This is a genomic window from Acetobacterium paludosum (assembly GCF_008086595.1).
GTDB classification, from domain to species: domain Bacteria; phylum Bacillota; class Clostridia; order Eubacteriales; family Eubacteriaceae; genus Acetobacterium; species Acetobacterium paludosum.
Genome location: NZ_RXYA01000015.1, coordinates 52,631 through 75,524 on the forward strand (window position 1 = coordinate 52,631; position 22,894 = coordinate 75,524).

Below are 22,894 nucleotides of genomic sequence, written 5' to 3' on the forward strand. Positions count from 1 at the left end.
GACGAGGTTTTTTTGATGGGAGAAAGCAATCACCAAATGGTTGCCCGGTAATCGCACAGAATCCTGTGAAGTGTGCTGAAAAATTTTAGAAGGAGAATAAAATCAGTGAATATAAAAGAAATACTTAAGAACAAGCGACTCTATTTAGATGGCGCAATGGGGAGTTTACTCCAGGATAAATTGGATATAATCGGGCCGATACCGGAGGTGCTTAATGTAACCCACCCTGAAGTGATCAAAGAAATTCATCAATTATATATCGATGCTGGGGCAAATATTATATTATCCAATACGTTTGGAATAAATGGCTATAAACTTAATAATACTGATTTTACGGTAAGTCAATTGGTATCAGCCGGAGTAAAAAATGCTAAGGAACTTCACCCGGATTATGTAGCAGTCGATATCGGACCTTTGGGTACCCTTATTGGCACTTTTGGAGAAGTGTCCTTTGATGAAGCTGTGGATTATTTTAAAGAAATCATTGAAGTGGGAGAAGCGGCTGGCGCAGATCTGATTATGATTGAAACAATGACGGATATCTGCGAGGCTCGGGCAGCCCTGATTGCCGCTAAAGAAGTGTCAGATTTACCGGTCATCGTTTCGATGACTTACCAGGAAAACAAACGCACTTTAACAGGTACCGATGCGTTAACCGTGGTGAGCATTCTAGAAGGATTGGGAGCAGACGTGATCGGAATTAACTGTTCCACCGGACCAGATGGCATGCTGCCGATTATTAAGGATCTTATTCATTATGCCAGTGTGCCGATTATGGTGGAGCCGAATGCCGGGCTTCCGCATATGGTTAATGGGGAGACGGTATTTGACATCGATATTGAAGAATTTACCGGATACATGGTAGAAATAGCGAAAATGGGGGCACTGGTTTTAGGTGGGTGCTGCGGGACGACCCCGCCCTATATCGAAAGAATGATTCAAACAACCAGGAATTTGCCCCTCTTTGAAGTTGAAGATAAAGGTTTAACCTTTGTTTCATCAAACACCAAAACCGTCATATTGGGAAATGATATCCATGTGATTGGGGAGAGCATCAACCCCACGACAAATGAGGTTTTGAAAGAGTCTCTTCGTCGCGGAGAATTATCGGTATTGTCACAATTGGCCATTGATCAAAAAAAGGATGGCGCGCATATCCTGGATATCAATTTAGGGTTGCCTGGCATCGATGAAATACAAATGATGAAAAATGCGGTCGTGACCGTCAGCCGATTGGTTGACTGCCCCCTGCAAATTGATTCATCAAACCCGAAAGTGATAGAAGCAGTATTGCGGAGTTATCCAGGGAAAGCCATTATTAATTCGGTTAATGGAAAAATAAGTTCCATGGACGCATTGTTACCCCTTGCCAAAAAATATGGAGCCCTGGTTTTAGGCTTAACCATGGATGAAAATGGCATCCCCGGCAAAGCGGAAGAGCGTGTTGCCATTGCCAAAAAAATTATTGATAGTGCACAGCTATTTGATATAAACAAGAAAAATATTCTGTTGGATTGTTTGGCTTTGACCGCTTCAGCTCAGCAGGCAGAGGTTAAAGAAACAATCGCTGCGCTTAGAAAAATACATGATGATCTTGGTGTTCCGACGGTTCTTGGCGTCTCGAATATTTCCTTCGGGCTGCCAAATCGCGAGCTTTTAAATCGAACCTTTTTGGGCTTGGCTCTGGAGGCGGGATTAACAAACCCGATTATGAATCCAAGTGATCAAGATATGATGGATACCATTAACGCTTTTCGGGCTTTATCGGGATTGGACCGACAATGTATTGCTTATGCAAACACCTATAAAGAGAGTACGTTAAACGGAACGGGTTTAGAAAAGACTAAAGATGCATTAAGTCTGAAAGAAATCATTGAAGAAGGACTTGATGATCAGGCGGCAAATGCAACGAAGATACTACTAGAAACAAGAGCGCCATTGGATATTATCAATAATGAAATAATTCCCGGGCTGGATGCGGTTGGGGATGCTTTTGAAACCGGAGAGTGTTTTTTGCCGAATTTGATTTTCGCGGCGGAAACAGCTCAAAAGGCGTTTGAAGTGATCAAGGATACCATGAAAAAAGATGGAAAAATCCAAGTCGCAAAGGGAAGAATCATTTTAGCGACGGTGGAAGGTGACGTCCACGATATTGGAAAAAATATTCTCAAAGTAATTTTAGAAAATTATGGTTATGAAATTATCGATTTAGGCAAGGATGTGAAAGCTGAAACAATGATTAAAGTAATTCTACATGAAAACATCCGGTTGGTTGGACTCAGCGCTTTAATGACAACAACTGTGAAGAACATGGAAATCACAATTAATAAGATCAAAGTACAATGCCCGAATACACTGGTTATGGTAGGTGGTGCGGTCCTGAATCCCGAATATTCTAAAACTATCGGAGCGGATTATTTTGGCAAAGATGCCCGAGAAGGAGCAACTATTGCAAAAAAAGTATTTGGATAAGACAACGTAACAAGATTGATAACCAAGGCTAATTATTTCTTTGGATTGGGTATGGATTTTCGCGATATCCAATGAAAAATAATTGGCCTTGAGATTTTTTTATCTTAATAATCACAATCAGTCTGGTTCATATTTGATTAATGCAAAGGCATTGACATCAAACAAACCCAGATCGGTCAGACGGAGGGACGGGATAACCGGCAATGCCATAAATGATAAAGTGATAAAGGGGTCAACTCCGGTTGGAATACCAAGATCGTGAGCATATGCTACCAGGGAAGCTATCTTTTTCTGTACCGTTTCACCGGAGTCAAGACTCATGAGTCCGGCAATGGGCAAGGGAACTGAACCGAGAACGGCATGTTCAGAGACAACAACATAACCACCATTTATTTCAGATAAACAGTCCACGGCTAGTAGAATATCGGCATCGTTATCGCCAGCGACAATGATGTTGTGTGAATCATGAGCAACCGTGGTGGCAATAGCACCTTTCTTTATTCCGAAACCTTTAATAGCGGCAACCCTCACATTTCCGGTATTTCGATGCCGCTCAATCACACAAAGTTTGGTGTAGGTTTCATTGGGTACAAAGTTGCTTTCGTCGCTGGGGAGGGACTCGAAAAGATGGTTGGTTTCAATTTGATTGGGAATCAGTTCGATCACGTGATTTTTTTTATAAACTGGCAGTTTGAGTTTTGCTGGTGACAATTCATGAATATGGACCGAATTAAGCAAACGAGGGTCGATGGTGTCCCCGGTTGTATTGTCAAAACGATATTGCTCAAGCGGTTTTCCATCCTTATAGACACTTTCAACTGTCATTGATTGGAGATCAGACAGAATGACCAAATCGGCACGGTATCCCGGCGCGATGGCACCAAGTCTTTTTAGTCCATAGGCCTGAGCGGCGTTGAGGGTTGCTATTTTTATGGCTTTAATCGGATCCATGCCCAGTTCGATAGCCATTTTAATGTTCCATCGAATATGTCCGTCACGATGAATATCCTCCAGATGCTTGTCATCTGTACAAAAGAGAAAGCGGTCCAGGGGAAGACCGGAGTCCAATAAACCGGTGACAATCGCGCGGAGATTTTTGGCAGCGGAACCCTCCCTGATAAGAATTCGTATTCCGGCTGCTGATTTTTCATAAGCTTCCTCAAAGGAGGTGGATTCATGATCACTTTCAATCCCGGCACATGCGTAAGCCTGAAGAGCCTTTCCTGAGAGTCCAGGGGCATGACCATCACAGATTTTATCACGACAAAGCGTGAGCTTTTCAAGAATAACGGGATCCCCAGCAAGGACATTGGGAAAACACATTACTTCACCTAGACCAAGAATACGGGGATGATTAAGATAAGGCGTCATGTCGTTCACCAAAAATGCACCGCTGCCGTTGGTTTCAAATTCAGTGGCTGGAACTGAAGAAGGAAGCATGATATATACATTTAGAGGAATATTTTCGGTCGTATTTAGTAGATAGTCCAGTCCTATTGTCCCGGCCATATTTACAATTTCATGAGGATCCGCAATAATGGTTGTTGTTCCGGACGGCAAAATGGCTTTTGCAAGCTCTAAGGGCGTCACCATGGTTGACTCAATATGCATATGCGCGTCAATAAAACCAGGGGAGATAAACTTTCCGGAACAATCAACTTCGTTCAGACCATCATATTGGCCAATACCGACAATGAAGCCATTAGCAATAGCCAGATCGCCAACAAGAATTTCTTCAGAAAAAAGATTGATGATTTTTGCATTTTTCAGAACAAGATCGGCTTTCTCAAAACCAGCCGATGCGGCGATGTTTTTCTGTAAAATTTGACTCATTATATTCATTATCTTACCCCCTTACGCTTACTTCTTACTCTTTTTATTTTTTGAAGCAAACTATTAATCAATATTATTCCCTTTATTTACAAAAAAATGCATTTTTTATGTTTATATCTCAGAAATAGGTATATAATTATAAAGATAGTAATTTTATCCCGTTGACTTCAAATTGCTTATAAATTATTGCGACTAAAATGTAAAAAGCGAAAAGTAATTCCAAGAAAGTGGTGAACAAAATGAAAAAATGGCGGTGCACTGTATGCGGTTATCAATATGAAGGCGATACTTCTCCGGAAAAATGTCCTATTTGTGGGGTAGGTCCGAATAAATTTGTTTTGGTGGAAGAGATACCAGATGATTTACCGGATAAGGAAAGAGAAGCGATTCAAGGATTGTTATTCAATGTCAGTTATGGGTTATATATTATTTCATCAATCTTAGACGAAAAGCTAAATGGAATGGTATCCAACACCTTCATTCAGATCGCAAATACGCCATTAAAAGCAAGTGTCTGTTTAGGAAAAGAAACCCTTACTTCCGAATATGTAAGAGAATCCGGCGTATTTGGAGTTTCAATGTTGGGAAAAGATAATCGTAGCCTGATCAGTCATTTTGGATGTCAGAGCGGAAGAGATGTTGATAAATTTAAAACACTAAGCTACATTACCGGTGAAAAAACAGGTTGCCCAGGGTTGTTGGAAACACTGTGTTTTGTCGAATGTGAAGTTGAACAGACCATCGATTTAGGAACTCATTATATGTTTATTGGTAAGGTTGTTGATGGCGATGGGTTTAGTAAAGAAGAACCCATGACCTATGCCTATTACCAGACAACTCAATAGTTAATAAAAAGAAGCCAATGTGAAAATCACATTGGCTTCTTTTGGGTTAGAGCGTAATTTTTTCCTTTAATTCAGGAAATGTTTTTAAGACTGTTTTAACAAGTTTATTGCAACCATGGGTTAAAACATCTGTTGTAGGTAGATGGTATTCATGCTCATAGGTTTTAATGGTTTCCTTAATAGCTTCATTGCCCATACCTTCATGATTTAGGGTGAGTGCAATGACTTTTGATTGGGAGAAACCCTCTATAAGCTTGATTTCACTGTTGATTGTAGGCATCTTAAGATAATTGAAATCAATCCGTTGTTTTCGCGTGGGTGGGTGTTGGAGAATGAAAGCGTCTGGCCTTCCTCCTCGGATAATGGCACATGAGCTGACAAATGCCTGATGACTGAGTGAACCCTGTCCTTCTAAAATGATAATATCCGGTTTTTCATGGATATCGGCTTCCATAACGGCGTTTTCTAATTCACCGGTCATGAATTCTGAAGGAATGGCATCCATTGCAATTCCGTATTTTTCACCTTGAATCAAAGCTGTTTGCCCGGTTCCAATAAATGAAGCGCGCAGGCCCTGTTCTTTTAAAGCTTGAATTAACAGCATGGCGGTGGTTCGTTTACCGACGGCACAGTCTGTCCCGAAAATTGCCAGTTTGGGGGTTTTGACTTTCAGAATATCTCCGGTAAAAAGATGAAGATAACGATTAGCCAAAGGTTTTCGGATATCATAGAGTTTTACATCATAACGCTTGGCTTCGCGTTTGAATTCGGTGTCTTCTGAAATAAATTCATGAAGGCCGTTAACGATGTTCATACCCATGGATATCGCTTTGAGAAAAATTCTTCGCTCATCACTTGATAAATAGGTATCTTTGGGTGCAATGCCATAGATAAAGTATTTGGGCAGTTCCGATAATTTATTTACGGCATCTCCTAAATCACGATAGATGGGAATGCCATTTTCAGTACCATCCAGAACCTTGCCGGCATCCATACCGTAATGTGTGCTGTCGACCACACAGGCGACTTGATATTTTTGAGAACGTCGAATTAAACCGTTTGCTGTTTTTCCATCTGTATCACCAAAATGACCTTCACAGTATACTAAAGCTTTTTCTTTCATGTTTGAAAACTTCCTTTCGTTGTAACCAGGAACAATTGCTTTAAAAGACAAACTATTTAATTTGGTTTCGATTAAAAAAGGATGGGAATAAAGAGAGTCCGATATACATCATAATATATTATACCATATAAAGTGATGTCTAAACGGTAACCCACTAGATTTACTTAAAAGAAAATTCCCGGTATCAGAAATAGATATTAAAAAAGCCTGTTTCCGAGGGCTTTTTTAGATATCATTGAGAACCGGTTCGAGACTTGTATCTCTGAAAAAAGTATTGGCATTATAAAGATATAAAACGTCGGTTATATTAGCGTTAGCAATAAGGGTTTCAATGCTGTCATAGTAATAGCGAGGGTCAACAATCGTAATCTCACTATAGAAAGGGGTTAAAAATGGAATAAAGGCGTTGGCATAAGAATCCTTAAGCACGAGGAGGTGCTTGCCATTATTGACGGGATTTTTGATCGTAACAATGGGATGATTTCCATCTAAAAAAACCGCATATTTATCCTTCCCGGTCAGTTGATCGGAAGCATAAAGAGAAGGTGACTTTTTTTGTTCTTCCACATAAGTGACAACCGAATAGTCGTTATCATTTTTGGGAATGTAAACATCGATGGTGTCCGTATCCTTGATTGAATAACCACTTTCAGAAACGAGTGCGCCGGAAAAAGAATTCGTTACCGGGTAGACCGTGTAGGCGTCCAAATCTGGGGTAATACCCATAGATTTGGAAACACCTTGAAAAGAAAGCCAGGCCCCCAGCGTTGTCCAATGATGATCGGTTTTATAATAGAGTAATTGATCCTTGCTTTCTTCCAGAATGGGCCTTGGGTCAAGGATAACCATGTTTTCATTTAAACTCGATGTAAAGGAATCAATATAATCATTCTGATTAAGAACCGGCGCATCGGCAGGCAGCTTATCACTATAAATATTGATAGCGGTGGGTACCAGCATAAAGTAGTGCTTAAGTTCAGGATGTTTTGTCACAAAATTGTTTAAAGCCATTTTCGTTTTTTCTACATCTGCAGAAGGAAGCGGATTAAAGTTTTCGAGCAAGGTATGATCTTTTCCCAAATAAACACCGTTTGAGAAATCTTTACCTTCTATTCGATCGGCATCGGTTTTGGCATGAATCCAGAAATTTCGGCCGACCAGTTGATCGGCCGTATACATTTCGACCTTTTTCATGTAACGGCCATCCACCACGCTGTCGATGGAAAAACGTGGCAATTGTGTTAAAATTCGGTTTTCAGTTGCGGAAAATTTCACATCCGGCAATAGCAATGTTGCCAATGGAATTATAATTAAAAGAGCCACAAAAAATGAGCTTAAATAATTGATGTATTTTTTGTAAATAAGAGGGCGGTTATGATGTTCATGAGTACGACTTGTATTTTGTTTTTGCATAAAGATTCACCTAAAATCTAAAATATAAAAATGGATTATATGTTTCTGTTACTAAATAAGCAATGGATAGGAACATGATAATGCCATTTAGTCCCAGAGCGGTTGGAACAATCCAACTTTTTTCGGTATGAATAAGTTTCGTGTATAGATTATGAATGAATGGGGTTGAGCAAACACCACAGATAATCAATAAAATGAAATTAGTATACAAATAATAAACCCCGGTTGAATCAATCAGTGGTGCACCGGCAGTGAAAAACATGACACTGAGATAATGCAGCGCATAGCCCAAGTTTGGACTGGCGAAAAAAACCCAACCGATAATGACAAAAAGCATGGTATATAAACGCTGAAGAAACACGGGTAGTTTTTCCAGAAGAGCAGATAGAAACACTTTTTCGATGAAAAGGAGGAGGCCGTAATAAAGACCCCAAATCACAAAATTCCAGCTGGCACCATGCCAGAGCCCGGTGAGAAACCAAACGATACAGAGATTTATAAAAAGCCGTGGAATCGGAACTCGATTGCCACCTAATGGAATATAGAGGTACTCTCTAAACCATGTCCCCAAAGAGATATGCCAGCGTCTCCAAAAATCAGAAACACTTTTTGAAATATAGGGATAGTTAAAATTCTCTAAGTAGTCAAAACCAAACATTTTGGCAAGCCCGATGGCCATATCAGAATATCCGCTAAAATCGAAATAAATCTGAAAAGTAAAGGCTACAATACCAATCCATGCGGTTAAGATCGACATTTGACCGACATCGATGGCTTGAATCATGGTCCAGACATAACCGATATTATTTGCAAGAAGCACTTTTTTGCCAAGACCCTGAATAAAACGTTCAACCCCAATTCCAAATTTTTCCTGATTCACCGGTCGATTGGAAAGTTGTTCATTAATATCAGTATAGCGAATAATTGGGCCGGCCATGAGTTGCGGAAACATGGTAATATATAATCCGAAGGAAATAATATTCTTTTGAACAGGTGCTTTTCTAAAATAGATATCAATGAAATAGGATAGAATATGGAAGGTATAAAACGAGATTCCAATAGGTAAAGGAAGCTGAGTATAAGGAATTCCCAGATTGAAAATCTGATTAATGGTGTCAAGCAGAAATCCCCAGTATTTAAAAAAGAACAGCACCCCAAGGTTTACGATTAAGGTGAGGAAAAATAACCGTTTTCGGATATTTGCCGACTTATTATCCATGATCATTCCAATAGAATAGTCGAAAATAATGGTAAAGATCATTAGATAGACATAAACTGGTTCACCCCATGCATAGAAAATTAAACTTGCCAACAGCAATACGGCATTTTTTATTTGTTTGGGTACGATGTAGTAAAGACCCAGGGAAATGGGGAGAAATGTAAACAAAAACAAAATACTGCTAAAGACCATAGTAACTCCTTGCTATTATTTTTTCATGCTTGCGACAAAGGCATCTTTCAGATCAGTTGCGTTTCGCGAAACGCAATAAAATAAGGTATTACCAATTATTTTTAGCTCATAATTATCAAGAAGCGCGCATTGTTCAGGGCCATAACCGCTAAAACTCTCCTGCTGTTTTGCCACCCGTGTTTCAATCGCATCTTCAGCAAGATCAATTTGAGCCGAATCGTTTGATTTAACAATCAGCATTTCTGATACATCCATATAGTTTGATGGGATATAGATGAGATATTCGTCAAAATCATTGGCGTTTAATCCATAAAAACGTTTTAAATCTTTTCCTTCACCTTTTACCATACCCAAATCACTAACAGAAGCTAAAAGATCTGTTTCTATATCAGTCAAAGAACGGTTGCTGTTGTGCTGGCAGCCAAGAAGAGGGAAAGTCAGTATTATAATAAGTATCATGATGGAGAATTTTTTCATCAGTTCTTTCCAATTCTATAATAATTTTGAAAGGTCACTATTCTTTACCAGGTTATCCAACCACAAGGGATAGAATGCTTTTATCACATGGATGCCATCGTCCTCATGGTACTGCGGATTTGTCTTTAACAGGGTATAGGTATCAATATAATGGATGTTTTTGCGGTTAGCCATTTCGATAAGTGCGGCATTATAAGTTTCAATCTGACTGAATACCGGTTGTTCTTGTAGGACTTTATCCGTAACCGGGAAGATACTGCAAATATAGATTTGAGTGTTTGGCAACTGATCTTGGATGGCATTAATTAACTGTTCATAGGAAGCAATATAAGAGTCAAGAGTGCTGTCAGGATGGCTGATGTCATTTAGACCCAATTCAATAAAGAGCGTTCGAGGAGATAAATCGACTATCTTGGGAACATCTTCTTGACTGTTGTCAATCGATTTTCCAAGAATCGCTACCAGCGAAGATGCTCTCAAATAACCATAAAGTCCTAAACCTTCAGCGATAGAGTCGCCATAAACGACAGAAGAATCAAACAGATCAGGATAATTACCAGCATCTACTGCTTCATGTTTCATGAAATCAATTTTTTCTTCCATTGTAAAAAGATCCCTTGATTCCAAAGAGGTCAATTCATCAACTCCGGCTTTGATTTCTGAGTTTTGTTTGGCTATATTCTGGAAGTTCATAATAACAACCACGCCAATAATTAGCATCAGGATAATGATCACAACTATTCGGGGAGAGGTCTTAATTTTGCGGATTAGTTTGTTTGTTTTCAAAGGGATTCACCTTCAATTGTTATTTTCATATAGTTAATACAATATCACACATTATGCAGATAATACAACGTTCTTTTTGTAACAAATTAGTTGTTTCAATGTCACAATTTTGAATGAAAATAAGGGCCGCCGCTCAGAAAATCTCTGAGCAGCGGCCCTTGACACTTTAGATTAATAGGTTAACATTTGGCCATGGTTTTTGTGGAAACGACATTAATACCAAGACCCAAAAGATTTTCAATTATAATATCGCCCGATTTAATGGGGGCATCGACAACGACTTGATTAATGACTTTCATGGCATCAAAAATCTTTCCTTTAGGAATAGGTTCGGCTGTCTTTACGGGCAGACGCGGAAGCATGGCATTTCTGACAACAACGGTGGTAGGAATAACCCGAGTTGGGTTGGTTAGCTCATTGATTGCATATTTGGGACCACGTTTACAGGTATTGCCGGTAACTTCAAAATTGCCGTCATCATTTTTATCCACAACGGTTAACTGACAGCCCATGGGGCAAGTGATACAGGTTAGTTCTTTGATCATTTTTTGGCCTCCTCGACGACAAAACGGATTTCTCCGGCAGGATATTGGGCTAATAGTTCTTTAGCAATTTTGAAATTGACCATTTCAGCAGGAAGTAATTTTTTCTCCTTTTTTGTGGCAACGAGCTGATCGCCGATATAGGCATTGACAACCCGATCTTTAAAGACCTGACGAACACGCATGTAGAAGGTTACATTTTCCTCCACATTTTTCATGGCCACCTGTTGAGGAACGACATAACTGATGCCATTTCCATTAACAGTTGTAAAAGTGACGTTGGTATCCAACGTTCCCTTTACGTATTTAGCGGCACCTTTGCCGGCAAGAACTGCTTCTTCACTAACAAAATCCACCAGATCATGAACGTGGACCACATTACCGCAAGCGAAAACGCCGGGAATGGAGGTTTGGCGAAGTTCTCCAACCACAGATCCATTGGTTCGGTCATCCATTTCAACGCCGGCATTACGGGTGATTTCATTTTCGGGGATTAAACCGACGGATAAAAGCAGGGTATCGCAGGGAATATATTCTTCCGTTCCAGGAATTACCTTCATTTTTTCATCGACTTGTGAAACACTAACACCTTCAATACGGTCTTTACCATGAATAAAGGTAATGGTATGGCTAAGTTTCAAAGGGATATCGTAGTCATCCAGGCATTGAACAATGTTACGTACCAAACCATTTGAATAAGGCATCAGCTCACAAACGGCATTAACATGAGCGCCTTCTAAAGTCATCCGACGAGCCATGATGAGGCCGATATCTCCGGAGCCAAGAATAACAACTTCTTTACCGGGCATGTAACCTTCCATGTTGATATAGCGTTGAACCGTGCCGGCAGTGAATACCCCGGATGGACGGTAGCCAGGAATGCCAATGGCTCCGGATGTTCGTTCCCGACAGCCCATCGTCAAGATCACAGCTTTCGATTGAATAACGGTGTAGCCATCTTCTTCGTTGATGACATGAATTGTTTTGAGATCGCCGTTATCGGTCAGGTCTAAAACCATGGTATTGAGCAGATAGGGGATACCAAGGTCAGTAACCTGGTGAATATAACGTTCCGCATATTCAGGACCGGTTAATTCTTCATTGAAAGTATGAAGACCAAAACCGTTATGGATACATTGGTTCAGAATACCGCCTAATTCGCGATCCCGTTCCAGAATAAGAACATTTTCCGCGCCATCTTTTTTAGCTTCTACCGCAGCGGATAAACCAGCTGGGCCGCCGCCTAAAATAACAACATCATATATCATGATTATGCCTCCTCCTTAGCTGATTTTGTTTGTCCAGCAAGAATATAGGTTGAGTCTTGTTGATCATACATAATTTCATCCAACGAACAGTTGAGTTCACGGGCAAGAATCTCAACGACCCGCGGGGAGCAGAAGCCGCCTTGACAACGACCCATTCCGGCACGGCATCGTTTTTTAACGGATTTGACTGTTCGAGCACCAGCATTCCGATGGATGACATCAAGAATTTCACCCTCGGTAATCGTTTCGCAACGACAGATGACTTTACCATACTTGGGATCTTTTTTAATAATGTCAGCCCGTTCTTCGTCAGAAAGCTCTTCAAAGCGAAGATGCGGACGAACCTTTGGATCAAAATTGGGGTTGCTTTCAATATTGGGAATTAATGGTTTTACAATTTCTTCAACAACATAATGAGCGACAGCTGGAATCGATGTTAATCCGGGAGATTCATAACCAGCGACGTTAATGAATCCTTTTACCGGGGATTCTTCAAGGATGAAGTCACCATCGGTGGTGGTAAAGGTATCGGCAACAGGCGTATTTCGGAGTCCCGCATATGAGCGAATGATTTTTTTAAAGGGCAGAGCAGGACAATTTTTCAAAGCATTGGCTTTGATATAATCCAGTTGTTCACCGGTTGTTGAGACATCCCCCTTATCTACTGGCGAAGCATCCGGACCGATTAATAGGTTGCCATGTACGGTTGGTGAAACTAAAATACCTTTACCATTTTTTGATGGACAAGGGAAGATAACACTGTTTACGAGAGAACCCGCGTCTTTGTCAAAAATAAAGTAATTACCTTTTCTGGCAAGAAGTTTAAAATAGGGTTCGCCAACCATTTCATAAACGTCATCCGCATACAGGCCCGCCGCATTGATAACTAATTTGGCATCGATGTTTTCATCAGCGGTAGTGATACTAAAATAATCATCGACTTTATTAATGGCCGTTACCATATGATTGAGTTTAAGGGTAACGCCGTTGTCAACCGCGTTTTCAGCAACATGGGCACAGAGTTCGAAAGGTGAAACAATTCCAGCGGTCGGGGCATAAAGCGCTCCGCAGATATCCTCACTGAGATTGGGTTCCATGGCATGAACTTCGTCTTTGAATAAAATCTTCAATCCAGGAACACCATTTTTCAAACCGTTTTTATACAAATCGTGGATGGTTGCCATTTCAAATTCATCATGGGCGACGACTAATGAACCGCAACGTTTAAAGGGGACATCCAGATCATCACAAATTTTTCCATACATGATGTTTCCGGCAGCATTGAATTTTCCCTTTAGTTTATAGGATGGGGCATCAAAACCGGCATGGACAATGGCAGAATTGGCCATAGTAATTTGATTACCCACATCATTTTCTCCATCCAACAAAACAATATCTAATTTGTACCGAGATAATTCTCGGGCAATGTAGGAACCGGCTATGCCGGCTCCAATAATAGCGATATCATACATAATTTATTCCTCCTTGGAACTAATAATAAAAAACCACACAATTTTCTCAAATGAAGGATTCATTTAAGAAAACAGTGTGGCTCTCCGTTGCCTTGTATTTTATTTTAGCTTATAGTTTGCAATAATAATTTTTGCTCTTCTCGAATAAGCTTTATTTTATCCCACAATGGTTTATGAGATGTGCTGACTGATAGTGCACCAGCAGCAAGACAAGAACGAACTTCTTCTTCTGTCTCAATGAAGCCCCCAGTGACAATGGGGATATTAATTTCTTTTTTAACGCTTTTAATGAGCTTGGGGACTAAACCAGGAAGAATTTCAACTGCATCAGGCTTGATTTTTTTAGCTGACTCAATGGAAATATCCATGGCGGAAGAATCCAATAAAAATAAGCGTTGGATTGTCATCAGATTTTCCTGCTTAGCACGGGTGATAATGTTATTTTTTGTCGTAATGATTCCGGTGGGATTAATCTCATCTTTAAGATATTTAATAAAATAATTATCCTGGGAGTAACCTTTAATCAGATCCAAATGTATAAAAACATACTTATCGGCTTTTATACAAAGCTCCACTAATTTTTTTAGATTAAATACATTTCCGGTCAGTAAAAATATGATTTGCGATTGAGAATGAATCGCATCATAAATATCCTTGGGATTACGAACAGCAGCAATGATCGGATTGTCCTGAAACATCAGAAGACATTTTCTCGTAGCCATAACTCTCCTCCCTATGGATTGTATTTTACAAATTCATTATATAACACAACCACTTAATTTGGAAAGAGAAAAATCTAAAATTGTTGGGGTGTGATGAAAACACCCCAACACCATCAACAGAGTTTATCAGGTCAAGAAGGAATTATTCTACGTCTTCCCAGCCTTTAGAACATTCAACTGCTTTTAACCAGCCAGCATATAATTTAGCACGAACATCAGCAGCCATCACTGGATTGAAAGATCGATCGAGTTTCCAGGCTTTGGTGACATCTTCTTTACCATCCCAGAATTTAACTGCTAAACCAGCCAGGTAAGCAGCACCCATAGCCGTTGTCTCGACGATGGAAGGACGATCAACGGGAACACCAAGAAGATCTGCTTGGAACTGCATCAAGAAATCATTATTACAGGCACCACCATCAACTTTTAATCTTGCCAATTTAATTTGAGAATCTTTTTCCATAGCATCTAATACGTCTTTTGTCTGATAAGCAAGAGATTCGACGGTAGCCCGGATAAGATGAGATTTGTTGGCACCACGGGTTAATCCCAAGATGGCACCACGTGCATACATATCCCAATGGGGAGCACCCAATCCAACAAAGGCTGGTACCATGTATACGCCATTGGTATCTGGAACTTTATTGCAATAGTATTCACTGTCAGGTGCTGAATCGACCAGTCTTACTTCATCACGTAACCATTGAATCGCTGCACCGGCTACAAAGATAGAGCCTTCTAAAGCGTAGTCGACAACACCATCCAAACCCCAGGCAATGGTTGTAATCAAACCGCTGTTTGATTTTACCGGTTTTTCACCAGTATTCATAAGCATGAAACAACCGGTTCCATAAGTGTTTTTAGCCATCCCTGGTTCAAAACAAGCTTGACCAAAGAGTGCCGCTTGCTGATCGCCGGCAGCTCCGGAAATTGGAATTGGATTTCCGAATAAAGTAGTTGTTCCATAAACATCGGAAGAAGGTCGCACTTCTGGCAGCATAGAAGCCGGAATATCCAGTTCTTTTAACATTTTTTCATCCCATTTTAGGGTTTTGATATTAAAGGCCATCGTTCTGGAAGCATTTGAATAATCGGTAACATGTACTTTACCGTCTGTCAATTTCCAGATCAACCAGGTATCAATGGTTCCAAAGGCTAATTCGCCTTTTTCAGCTCGTTCGCGTGCGCCGGGAACATTATTAAGAATCCAGTTTATTTTAGTTCCTGAAAAATATGCATCAATAACAAGTCCGGTGTTTTCCTGGACATAGTCCTCTAAACCACGGGCTTTTAATTCGTCGCAAAATGCTGCCGTTCGACGGCATTGCCAAACAATTGCGTTATAAATAGGTTCACCAGTTTTTCGGTCCCAAACGACTGTGGTTTCGCGTTGATTTGTAATTCCGATGGCAGCAATATCATCAGCGGTAGCGCTGATTTTTGACATCGCTTCAGTTATTACTCCACTTTGGGTAGCCCAAATTTCCATGGCATCATGTTCAACCCAACCAGCTTTTGGATAGATCTGCGTAAATTCCTTTTGTGCAACACTGACGATTTCGCTGTCATGATTAAATAAAATCGCTCTTGAACTCGTGGTTCCCGCATCCAGTGATAAGATATACTTTTTCATAAGTATAACCCCCTATTTATTTTATTATTTATTTAATTATGTAAAAACATAATAAAATCTAAAGAAAAAAACCGAAAAATTACGAAAAAAAACAAAAAGAGCACATACTAACAAATTTACATATTCTCTTAATGTAAAAACGAAAGTACGGCCCTCCATAACTCCTGCCAAATATGAAATTAGTTTATCTTTGTGTGAAATTATTAAATTGCTTTATTTGGTCATAATAACACAATTTAGAAATAATGTAAAGGGTTACTGATAAAAAAAGAACGTTAATTAATTAACATAAAGGCTGTTCAACTCATTTTAAGGGTAATTAATTATCATTTAAGATTGTCGGTAGATATGAATTTATAGGCTTACGAGTTTGAAAAAGTAAGGATTTAGTGGGATCAATAACATCCGGCTGGGACAAGTAGCTATTTATTTTTCGAAAAGTATGGTATAATATTTAGTATAAAAAATCGGAAAAACTTTAAAAAGTATAAATCTAAGAATGAAAAATGGTAACTAATATGGAAAAAAATTTTACGCATCTTCATGTGCATAGCGAATTCAGTTTGTTAGATGGATTTTGCCGAATCAACGCCTTGGTGAAAGCAGCAGCAGAAAAAGGGATGGACAGTGTGGCACTTACGGATCATGGTGTTCTTTTTGGTGCGATTGATTTTTATAAAGCCTGTCAAAAAGAAAAAATACATCCGGTCATCGGTTGTGAAGTTTATGTTTCACCCAGAGGGTTAGAACAAAAAGAACCACAATTGGATAAGGAACGTTTCCATCTTATTCTGTTAGCTGAAAACAACAAGGGGTATAAAAACCTTATGAGAATAGTTTCAAAAGGTTTTATTGATGGATTTTATTACAAACCTCGGATAGATCACAATTATTTAAAGGAAAACAGTGAAGGTCTTATTTGTCTGTCTGCTTGTATCGGAGGAGAAATACCCCAAATGATTTTAAATAATGATGTCGACGGAGCCGTTCAACGGTGCTTGTTATATCAGAATATATTTGGGAAAGATCATTTCTTTTTAGAAATACAAGATCATCGTTTAAGAGAAGAAGCATTGGTAAATGAACGGATGCTGGAATTCTCCAAAAAGTATGAGATACCGTTGGTAGCGACAAACGATGTTCATTACATTAACAAGGAAGACAGCGAGAATCATGATGTTCTTTTATGTATCCAAACAGCGGCCACCGTTCAGGAAGAAAAACGGATGCGTTTTCCCAATAATGAGTTTTATTTAAAAAGTCCTGAGGAAATGTCCAAACTATTTTTAGATGTGCCGGAAGCGATCGAGAATTCCAATCGAATCGCAAAAAGGTGTCAAGTAACATTTGATTTGGAAGAAACGCATTTGCCCAAATTTGAACTGCCGGCAAATGAAAATGCAAAAGATTACCTTAAAAAGTTGTGTATCCAGGGAATGCAAAAGAAATATCAGAATGCTTCATCGGAATTGGATGATCGGTTGGAATATGAGCTGGACACCATCCATACAATGGGCTTTGATGATTACTTTTTAATTGTATGGGATTTTATCAAGTATGCAAAAGATCATCAAATTATGGTCGGTCCGGGGCGAGGGAGTGCGGCCGGAAGCGTTGTCGCATACTGTTTAGGGATTACCACCATCGATCCGATTAAGTATCAATTACTGTTTGAACGATTCTTAAATCCCGAGCGGGTCACCATGCCTGATATCGACGTTGATTTTTGTTACGAACGCCGTCAGGAAGTTATTGATTACGTGGTTCATAAGTACGGTGAAGACCGGGTTGCCCAAATTATCACTTTTGGAACCATGGCGGCCCGAGGGGCTTTACGGGATGTTGGAAGAGCCCTGGATATGCCCTATAATGCAGTCGACCGGGTCGCCAAGGAGATACCGATTCATCCGGGAGCCAATGTAACCATTAAAGACGCTCTAGAAGAGAATCCCGAGTTAAGAAAGATGGAAGCAGCGGATGAAGATGTTGCCAAGTTGATCAGAACAGCTCAATCCATTGAAGGATTGTCGCGTCATGCTTCGACTCATGCGGCCGGAGTTGTCATATCAGACAAGCCGCTGGTGGAATATATTCCCCTTTATCGAAATAACGATGCGATTACGACACAATTCCCGATGGGTCTGTTGGAAGATTTGGGACTGCTGAAAATGGATTTTCTGGGTTTGCGAACATTAACAGTCATTCGCGATGCCCTGGAAAACATTGTCCTTTCCGGCAGGCCGTGCCCGGATCTGGAAGCTTTGGAGATGAACGATGCCAAAGTCTATGAGATGCTTTCAAAAGGGGACACCATGGGTGTGTTTCAGTTGGAAAGCCGCGGTATGCAGCAGTTTATGAAAGAACTCCAGCCCAGTAATTTTGAAGATATTATTGCCGGAATATCGCTGTATCGCCCCGGTCCCATGGAGCAAATACCACGCTATATTGAAAACAAAAAAAATCCGAACTGTATTTCGTATGATCATCCGATTCTGGAACCCATACTCAATGTAACTTACGGCTGTATGGTTTATCAGGAACAGGTGATGCAGATATTCAGGGATGTAGCCGGTTTTTCGATGGGGCGAAGCGACTTGGTCCGCCGTGCCATGTCCAAGAAAAAAGGGGATGTGATGGAAGCCGAAGGCCAGGTTTTTATTCATGGAGAAGTGAATGAAAATGGAAAAATCGTCGTTGATGGAGCGATTCGTCGCGGGGTTCCGGAAAAAGTCGCGATAAAAATATTTGTAGAGATGAAGGATTTTGCTAAATATGCATTTAACAAATCCCATGCAGCTGCTTATGCAGTCATTTCCTATCAAACGGCATGGCTCAAATATTTTCATCCCACCGCGTTTATGGCGGCGTTGATGTCAAGCATTATGGATGATGAGAAAAAAGTCGCCAAATATATTGAAGACTGCCGTAAAATTGGGATTCAGGTATTGCCGCCAAATATTAATGCCAGTTATGAGAAGTTCAGTGTTTCGGAAAATTCAATTTGCTTTGGGCTGGGGGCGGTAAAAGGACTTGGCAAAAATGCCATCGCAGCAATCATTGAGGCTCGAAAAAAGAGCGGCGATTTTCAAAGTCTGAGGGAATTTTGTGAACGTGTCGACCTGAAATCTTTGAACAAACGCAGTATTGAGAGTCTTATCAAGGGCGGCGCTTTTGATTCGATCGGAAACAATCGGGCCCAGATGCTGGCCACTGCGGAATTAATTGTCGATCAGGTTCAAAGAGAAAAAAAAGATCGGCTCTCAGGCCAGATGTCATTGTTGGATATGGCGAATTTGGGAGATTCAAGAGCGATGCTGATATTAAAAGAAGAGCATTTCCCGCAAAAGGAACCTTTTTCGAAAGAAGAGCGTTTGGTATTGGAAAAAGAAGTTTTAGGCTTGTATGTAACCGGACATCCGCTCGAAAAGTATGAAGAAATATTAAAAAAGACAGTGACGCTTTTTTCCAATATGATTGATAGTTATCAAGATTTAAAAGATGCCGGCATCAGGGATGGACAACAGGTCAGTGTGGGGGGATTAATTGCTGAATTGAAAACTATGATGACAAAAAAAGGCCAGATGATGTGCTTCCTAACCATTGAGGATTTGTATGGAAGGATTGAAGTGGTCGTTTTCCCCCGAACCTATGATGAATACCGAAATTACTTAAAACAGGACCAGCCGATTGTGATTAAAGGGCGAATAAACTATAACGAAGAAGCGCAAACATCCGTGATTGCCTCGCAAATATGTCCCATAGGACAACCTTCGAATCAATTGAAAACTCTTAAAGTCGAAGAAATTTCTGCTCCCTATGAAACGACAAATGGAACCCAGCTTCAAAAGAAACTGGTATTAAGTTTCGACGATTTAACAGAGAAGTCCTTGATAAAAACAGTAAAATCAGTTCTAATAAAGTATCCGGGACCGGTACCGGTTGTGTTGTATTTAAGAAATGATCATAAGAATTTCGGAGCCAATAGAAACTTATGGGTGACCCCGGGAGAGGCACTAATCAGTGAATTAACTCATATTTTAGGAAATCAAAACGTGGAGGTAAAATAAAATGCGAATTGGATTATTAACGAGTGGGGGCGATGCCCCGGGAATGAATGCAACCATCCGGGCTATTGTTCGGACGGCGATTTTTAATAAAATTGAAGTTTATGGAATCAACCGAGGTTTTGCAGGTTTATTGGAAGAGGATATCACTCCGCTCAGTGTTTACTCGGTCGCTGATATTCTTCAGCGGGGAGGCACGATTCTCAGAACATCAAGAAGTGAATTTTTTGCCACCGATGCGGGAGTTAAAAAAGGTGCTGCGGTTCTCGAAGAATACGGAATTGAACATCTCATTATTATTGGCGGTGACGGAAGTATGAACGGCGCCCTGGCACTTCAAAAACTGGGAGTCAATGTGATTGGTGTTCCGGGTACAATTGATAATGATTTAGGCTGCAGTGATAACACCATTGGATTTGATACCGCGGTTACCACGGCGCTGGATGCGATCAGTAAAATAAGAGATACCACCTATTCACACAATCGCATCAATGTTGTTCAGGTTATGGGCAGAAAATGCGGTGATATAGCACTTTATGCAGGACTTTCCGGAGGTGCAGAAGCATTAATTCTGCCGGAAGTTGAAACAGATCTGGATGCTATCTGCGAGAGACTTCTCCAGGGAAAAGACCGTGGCAAGCTTCACAGCATCGTGATGTTGGCTGAAGGCTGTGGAAATTACCGAGATTATTGCGTAAAGATTGAAGAACGCACTCAAGTAACGACAAGAGGAACGAATTTAGGCTATATTCAAAGAGGTGGTTCGCCATCAAATGCGGATAGAATTTTAGCAAGTTTTATGGGTTATAATGCCGTGTTGAGTATCATAAAAAAAGAAACAGGACGTATTATTGTTGAACGTTGCGGATCTTATTTGGGCATTCCCATTGATGAAGCACTTAAAATGCCAAAAATATTCCGACAGGATATTTATGATATGGCATCGGTATTATCCATATGATTTAAAAAAAGTCTTGATATAGAAAGAAGGTAAAAAAATGAAAAGAACCAAGATTGTATGTACTTTGGGTCCAGCGTCAGATACAAAGGAAATATTAAGAGAGCTGATCCTAAATGGAATGAATGTCGCCCGCTTAAATTTCTCTCATGGTTCTCATGAGGAACATTCGGCAAGAATTCAGAGAATTAAAGAGATCCGTAAAGAACTGGGAATACCCGTGGCTATTATGCTGGATACAAAAGGTCCGGAAATAAGAACCGGGGAATTACTTCAGGGAAAAGTTGAACTGGAAGCTGGAAAAACGGTCGCTTTAACGACTGAAAACATTTTGGGAGATGAAAAGCGATTCAGCATTTCTTATGACAATCTTCCCAGTGAAGTATCAGTGGGATGTAGAATTCTCATTGATGACGGGTTGATTCAGCTTGAAGTAGAAGACGTTCAGGGAACTGAAATTAGCTGTCGAATATTAAACGGGGGAACCTTAGGTAATAAAAAAAGTATCAATCTTCCTGCGGTAAACATCGAATTGCCAGCTTTGACTAAAAAAGATGAAGAAGATATTATTTTTGGAATCAAACAAAAAGTGGATTTTGTTGCTGCTTCATTTGTTAGAAAACCGAAAGATGTTTTAGAAATCAGAAGAGTGTTGGAACAAAACGGCGGCGGTGGTATTAATATTATATCGAAGATAGAAAATCGAGAAGGAGTCAAAAAAATTGACCAGATTCTTAATGTTTCAGATGGAATAATGGTTGCCAGAGGAGATCTGGGGGTTGAAATACCGGCGGAAGAAGTGCCATTGGTACAGAAAAGTATTATCAGGAAATGTAATCTGGTTGGGAAACCGGTGATAACAGCGACACAGATGCTTGATTCGATGATGCGTAATCCCAGACCGACTCGGGCAGAAGTTGGGGATGTCGCAAACGCAGTGTTTGATGGAACCGATGCGGTTATGCTTTCGGGCGAAACGGCGGCGGGATCTTACCCCATAGAATCAGTAAAAACAATGTGCAATATTGTCGTTAAAAGCGAAAATTCCGAAGAATATGCCAGGCGGAAAAAACCGGAACACGGAGAACTGACCACCACCAATGCAGTGAGCGAAGGGGCTTGCCAAATTGCCGATCAGCTCAATGCGCAATCCATTATTGCGGCAACATCATCTGGCCATACAGCGCGAATGATTTCAAAATATCGTCCGGATTGCCAGATCCTGGCAGTGACAGATAAGGTGACGACGGTTCGACGTCTGGCTTTGGTTTGGGGCGTTGATTGTATTTATACACCCGAGTTTGGAGATACCGACAGCATGATCATGGATGCTGTTGAAAAGGCTGTTGAGCAGGGGTATGTAAAATTTGGAGATATAGCAATTGTTGCGGCCGGAGTACCACTGGGCGTTCAGGGTAATACCAATATCATAAAAGTTCATACCGTTGGTAATGCAATCATGACTGGCGTTGGCATCGGAAAAAAACCGGTTACTGGTTATGCTAAGATTATAACAGCAGTCAATACTGACGATTTTATTGAAGGTGATATTCTCGTTGTAAAATCTCTGATACCAGAGATCAGTCATATTCTTCATATGGCTTCAGCGATTATTACCGAAGAAGGCGGGCTAAGTTCAGAAGGTGCGATTGCCGGACTTCATTATGACATTCCGGTCATTGTTAATGTTTCAAATGCATTGAAAATTATCGAGCATGGCAAGTTGATTTCCCTTGATCCAAAACGTGGAATTATTTACCAGGGAAGAGTGCAAATGATTTAAACAGATTAGTCTGAATATAAAAAAGCCTTTCTATTATTCATTGATGTGCATCAAGGCGAACACCCAAAGGGTGTCCGATCTGGGCATGACAC

Annotated in this window: 16 protein-coding genes; 5 read left to right on the forward strand and 11 right to left on the reverse strand. The window is 40.3% G+C overall.

Annotated features, from left to right (window positions below):
* Positions 1-105: 105 nt before the first annotated feature.
* Positions 106-2,472: a homocysteine S-methyltransferase family protein gene (locus tag FZC41_RS14575; protein ID WP_186855157.1), complete on the forward strand. Its 2,367-nt coding sequence runs from the start codon at positions 106-108 to the stop codon at positions 2,470-2,472.
* Between the two features lie 117 nt (positions 2,473-2,589).
* On the opposite strand, the gene ade is transcribed toward FZC41_RS14575, so the two are convergent.
* The gene (gene ade / locus FZC41_RS14580; protein WP_148568177.1) at positions 2,590-4,314 is read right to left on the reverse strand and encodes an adenine deaminase; all 1,725 of its coding nucleotides are present in this window, start codon (positions 4,312-4,314) and stop codon (positions 2,590-2,592) included.
* Between the two features lie 230 nt (positions 4,315-4,544).
* On the opposite strand from ade, the gene FZC41_RS14585 reads away from it, so the two are divergent.
* Positions 4,545-5,150: a flavin reductase family protein gene (locus FZC41_RS14585; protein WP_148568178.1), complete on the forward strand. Its 606-nt coding sequence runs from the start codon at positions 4,545-4,547 to the stop codon at positions 5,148-5,150.
* A gap of 46 nt (positions 5,151-5,196) precedes the next feature.
* On the opposite strand, the gene FZC41_RS14590 is transcribed toward FZC41_RS14585, so the two are convergent.
* From FZC41_RS14590 to glpK, 10 genes are all read right to left on the reverse strand, one after another.
* The gene (locus FZC41_RS14590; protein ID WP_148568179.1) at positions 5,197-6,273 is read right to left on the reverse strand and encodes an N-acetyltransferase DgcN family protein; all 1,077 of its coding nucleotides are present in this window, start codon (positions 6,271-6,273) and stop codon (positions 5,197-5,199) included.
* Between the two features lie 225 nt (positions 6,274-6,498).
* A complete protein-coding gene (locus FZC41_RS14595; RefSeq protein ID WP_148568180.1) occupies positions 6,499-7,686 on the reverse strand; it encodes a DHHW family protein in 1,188 nt (395 codons plus the stop codon).
* A 10-nt stretch (positions 7,687-7,696) separates the two neighbouring features.
* A complete protein-coding gene (locus tag FZC41_RS14600) occupies positions 7,697-9,097 on the reverse strand; it encodes an MBOAT family O-acyltransferase (protein ID WP_148568181.1) in 1,401 nt (466 codons plus the stop codon).
* A 15-nt stretch (positions 9,098-9,112) separates the two neighbouring features.
* Positions 9,113-9,574: a DUF4358 domain-containing protein gene (locus tag FZC41_RS14605; protein ID WP_148568182.1), complete on the reverse strand. Its 462-nt coding sequence runs from the start codon at positions 9,572-9,574 to the stop codon at positions 9,113-9,115.
* A gap of 15 nt (positions 9,575-9,589) precedes the next feature.
* Positions 9,590-10,360, reverse strand: coding sequence for a GDSL-type esterase/lipase family protein (locus FZC41_RS14610; protein WP_148568183.1), 771 nt, complete (start codon positions 10,358-10,360; stop codon positions 9,590-9,592).
* Between the two features lie 179 nt (positions 10,361-10,539).
* A complete protein-coding gene (locus tag FZC41_RS14615) occupies positions 10,540-10,905 on the reverse strand; it encodes a DUF1667 domain-containing protein (protein ID WP_148568184.1) in 366 nt (121 codons plus the stop codon).
* Entirely contained in the window at positions 10,902-12,170 is a 1,269-nt protein-coding gene (locus FZC41_RS14620) for an NAD(P)/FAD-dependent oxidoreductase (protein ID WP_148568185.1), read from the reverse strand. Before FZC41_RS14620 ends, FZC41_RS14615 begins: the two co-directional genes overlap by 4 nt.
* A 2-nt stretch (positions 12,171-12,172) precedes the next feature.
* Entirely contained in the window at positions 12,173-13,642 is a 1,470-nt protein-coding gene (locus FZC41_RS14625) for an NAD(P)/FAD-dependent oxidoreductase (RefSeq protein ID WP_148568186.1), read from the reverse strand.
* Positions 13,643-13,746: 104 nt separating this feature from the next.
* Complete coding sequence (locus FZC41_RS14630; protein WP_148568187.1) at positions 13,747-14,364, reverse strand: glycerol-3-phosphate responsive antiterminator; 618 nt, start codon at positions 14,362-14,364, stop codon at positions 13,747-13,749.
* Between the two features lie 142 nt (positions 14,365-14,506).
* Positions 14,507-15,997, reverse strand: coding sequence for a glycerol kinase GlpK (gene glpK, locus FZC41_RS14635; protein ID WP_148568188.1), 1,491 nt, complete (start codon positions 15,995-15,997; stop codon positions 14,507-14,509).
* A 518-nt stretch (positions 15,998-16,515) separates the two neighbouring features.
* Here glpK and FZC41_RS14640 point away from each other — a divergent pair.
* Genes FZC41_RS14640 through pyk form a run of 3 tightly spaced genes read left to right on the forward strand, consistent with a single transcriptional unit; the run spans position 16,516 to position 22,802 of the window.
* Positions 16,516-20,064 carry a DNA polymerase III subunit alpha gene (locus FZC41_RS14640; RefSeq protein ID WP_205737085.1) on the forward strand — a complete coding sequence of 1,183 codons (3,549 nt, stop codon included), beginning with the start codon at positions 16,516-16,518 and terminating at the stop codon, positions 20,062-20,064.
* Position 20,065: 1 nt separating this feature from the next.
* Complete coding sequence (locus FZC41_RS14645) at positions 20,066-21,022, forward strand: ATP-dependent 6-phosphofructokinase (RefSeq protein ID WP_148568190.1); 957 nt, start codon at positions 20,066-20,068, stop codon at positions 21,020-21,022.
* A 37-nt stretch (positions 21,023-21,059) separates the two neighbouring features.
* On the forward strand, positions 21,060-22,802 hold the full coding sequence (gene pyk, locus FZC41_RS14650) for a pyruvate kinase (RefSeq protein WP_148568191.1): 1,743 nt from the start codon (positions 21,060-21,062) through the stop codon (positions 22,800-22,802).
* Positions 22,803-22,894 lie beyond the last annotated feature (92 nt).

Coding starts and splice junctions, on each gene's coding strand:
- ade (WP_148568177.1), bottom strand. CDS start 4,314: ATGAATATAATGAGTCAAATTTTACAGAAAAACATCGCCGCATCGGCT.
- FZC41_RS14585 (WP_148568178.1), top strand. CDS start 4,545: ATGAAAAAATGGCGGTGCACTGTATGCGGTTATCAATATGAAGGCGAT.
- FZC41_RS14590 (WP_148568179.1), bottom strand. CDS start 6,273: ATGAAAGAAAAAGCTTTAGTATACTGTGAAGGTCATTTTGGTGATACA.
- FZC41_RS14595 (WP_148568180.1), bottom strand. CDS start 7,686: ATGCAAAAACAAAATACAAGTCGTACTCATGAACATCATAACCGCCCT.
- FZC41_RS14600 (WP_148568181.1), bottom strand. CDS start 9,097: ATGGTCTTTAGCAGTATTTTGTTTTTGTTTACATTTCTCCCCATTTCC.
- FZC41_RS14605 (WP_148568182.1), bottom strand. CDS start 9,574: ATGAAAAAATTCTCCATCATGATACTTATTATAATACTGACTTTCCCT.
- FZC41_RS14615 (WP_148568184.1), bottom strand. CDS start 10,905: ATGATCAAAGAACTAACCTGTATCACTTGCCCCATGGGCTGTCAGTTA.
- FZC41_RS14620 (WP_148568185.1), bottom strand. CDS start 12,170: ATGATATATGATGTTGTTATTTTAGGCGGCGGCCCAGCTGGTTTATCC.
- FZC41_RS14625 (WP_148568186.1), bottom strand. CDS start 13,642: ATGTATGATATCGCTATTATTGGAGCCGGCATAGCCGGTTCCTACATT.
- FZC41_RS14630 (WP_148568187.1), bottom strand. CDS start 14,364: ATGGCTACGAGAAAATGTCTTCTGATGTTTCAGGACAATCCGATCATT.
- glpK (WP_148568188.1), bottom strand. CDS start 15,997: ATGAAAAAGTATATCTTATCACTGGATGCGGGAACCACGAGTTCAAGA.
- FZC41_RS14640 (WP_205737085.1), top strand. CDS start 16,516: ATGGAAAAAAATTTTACGCATCTTCATGTGCATAGCGAATTCAGTTTG.
- FZC41_RS14645 (WP_148568190.1), top strand. CDS start 20,066: ATGCGAATTGGATTATTAACGAGTGGGGGCGATGCCCCGGGAATGAAT.
- pyk (WP_148568191.1), top strand. CDS start 21,060: ATGAAAAGAACCAAGATTGTATGTACTTTGGGTCCAGCGTCAGATACA.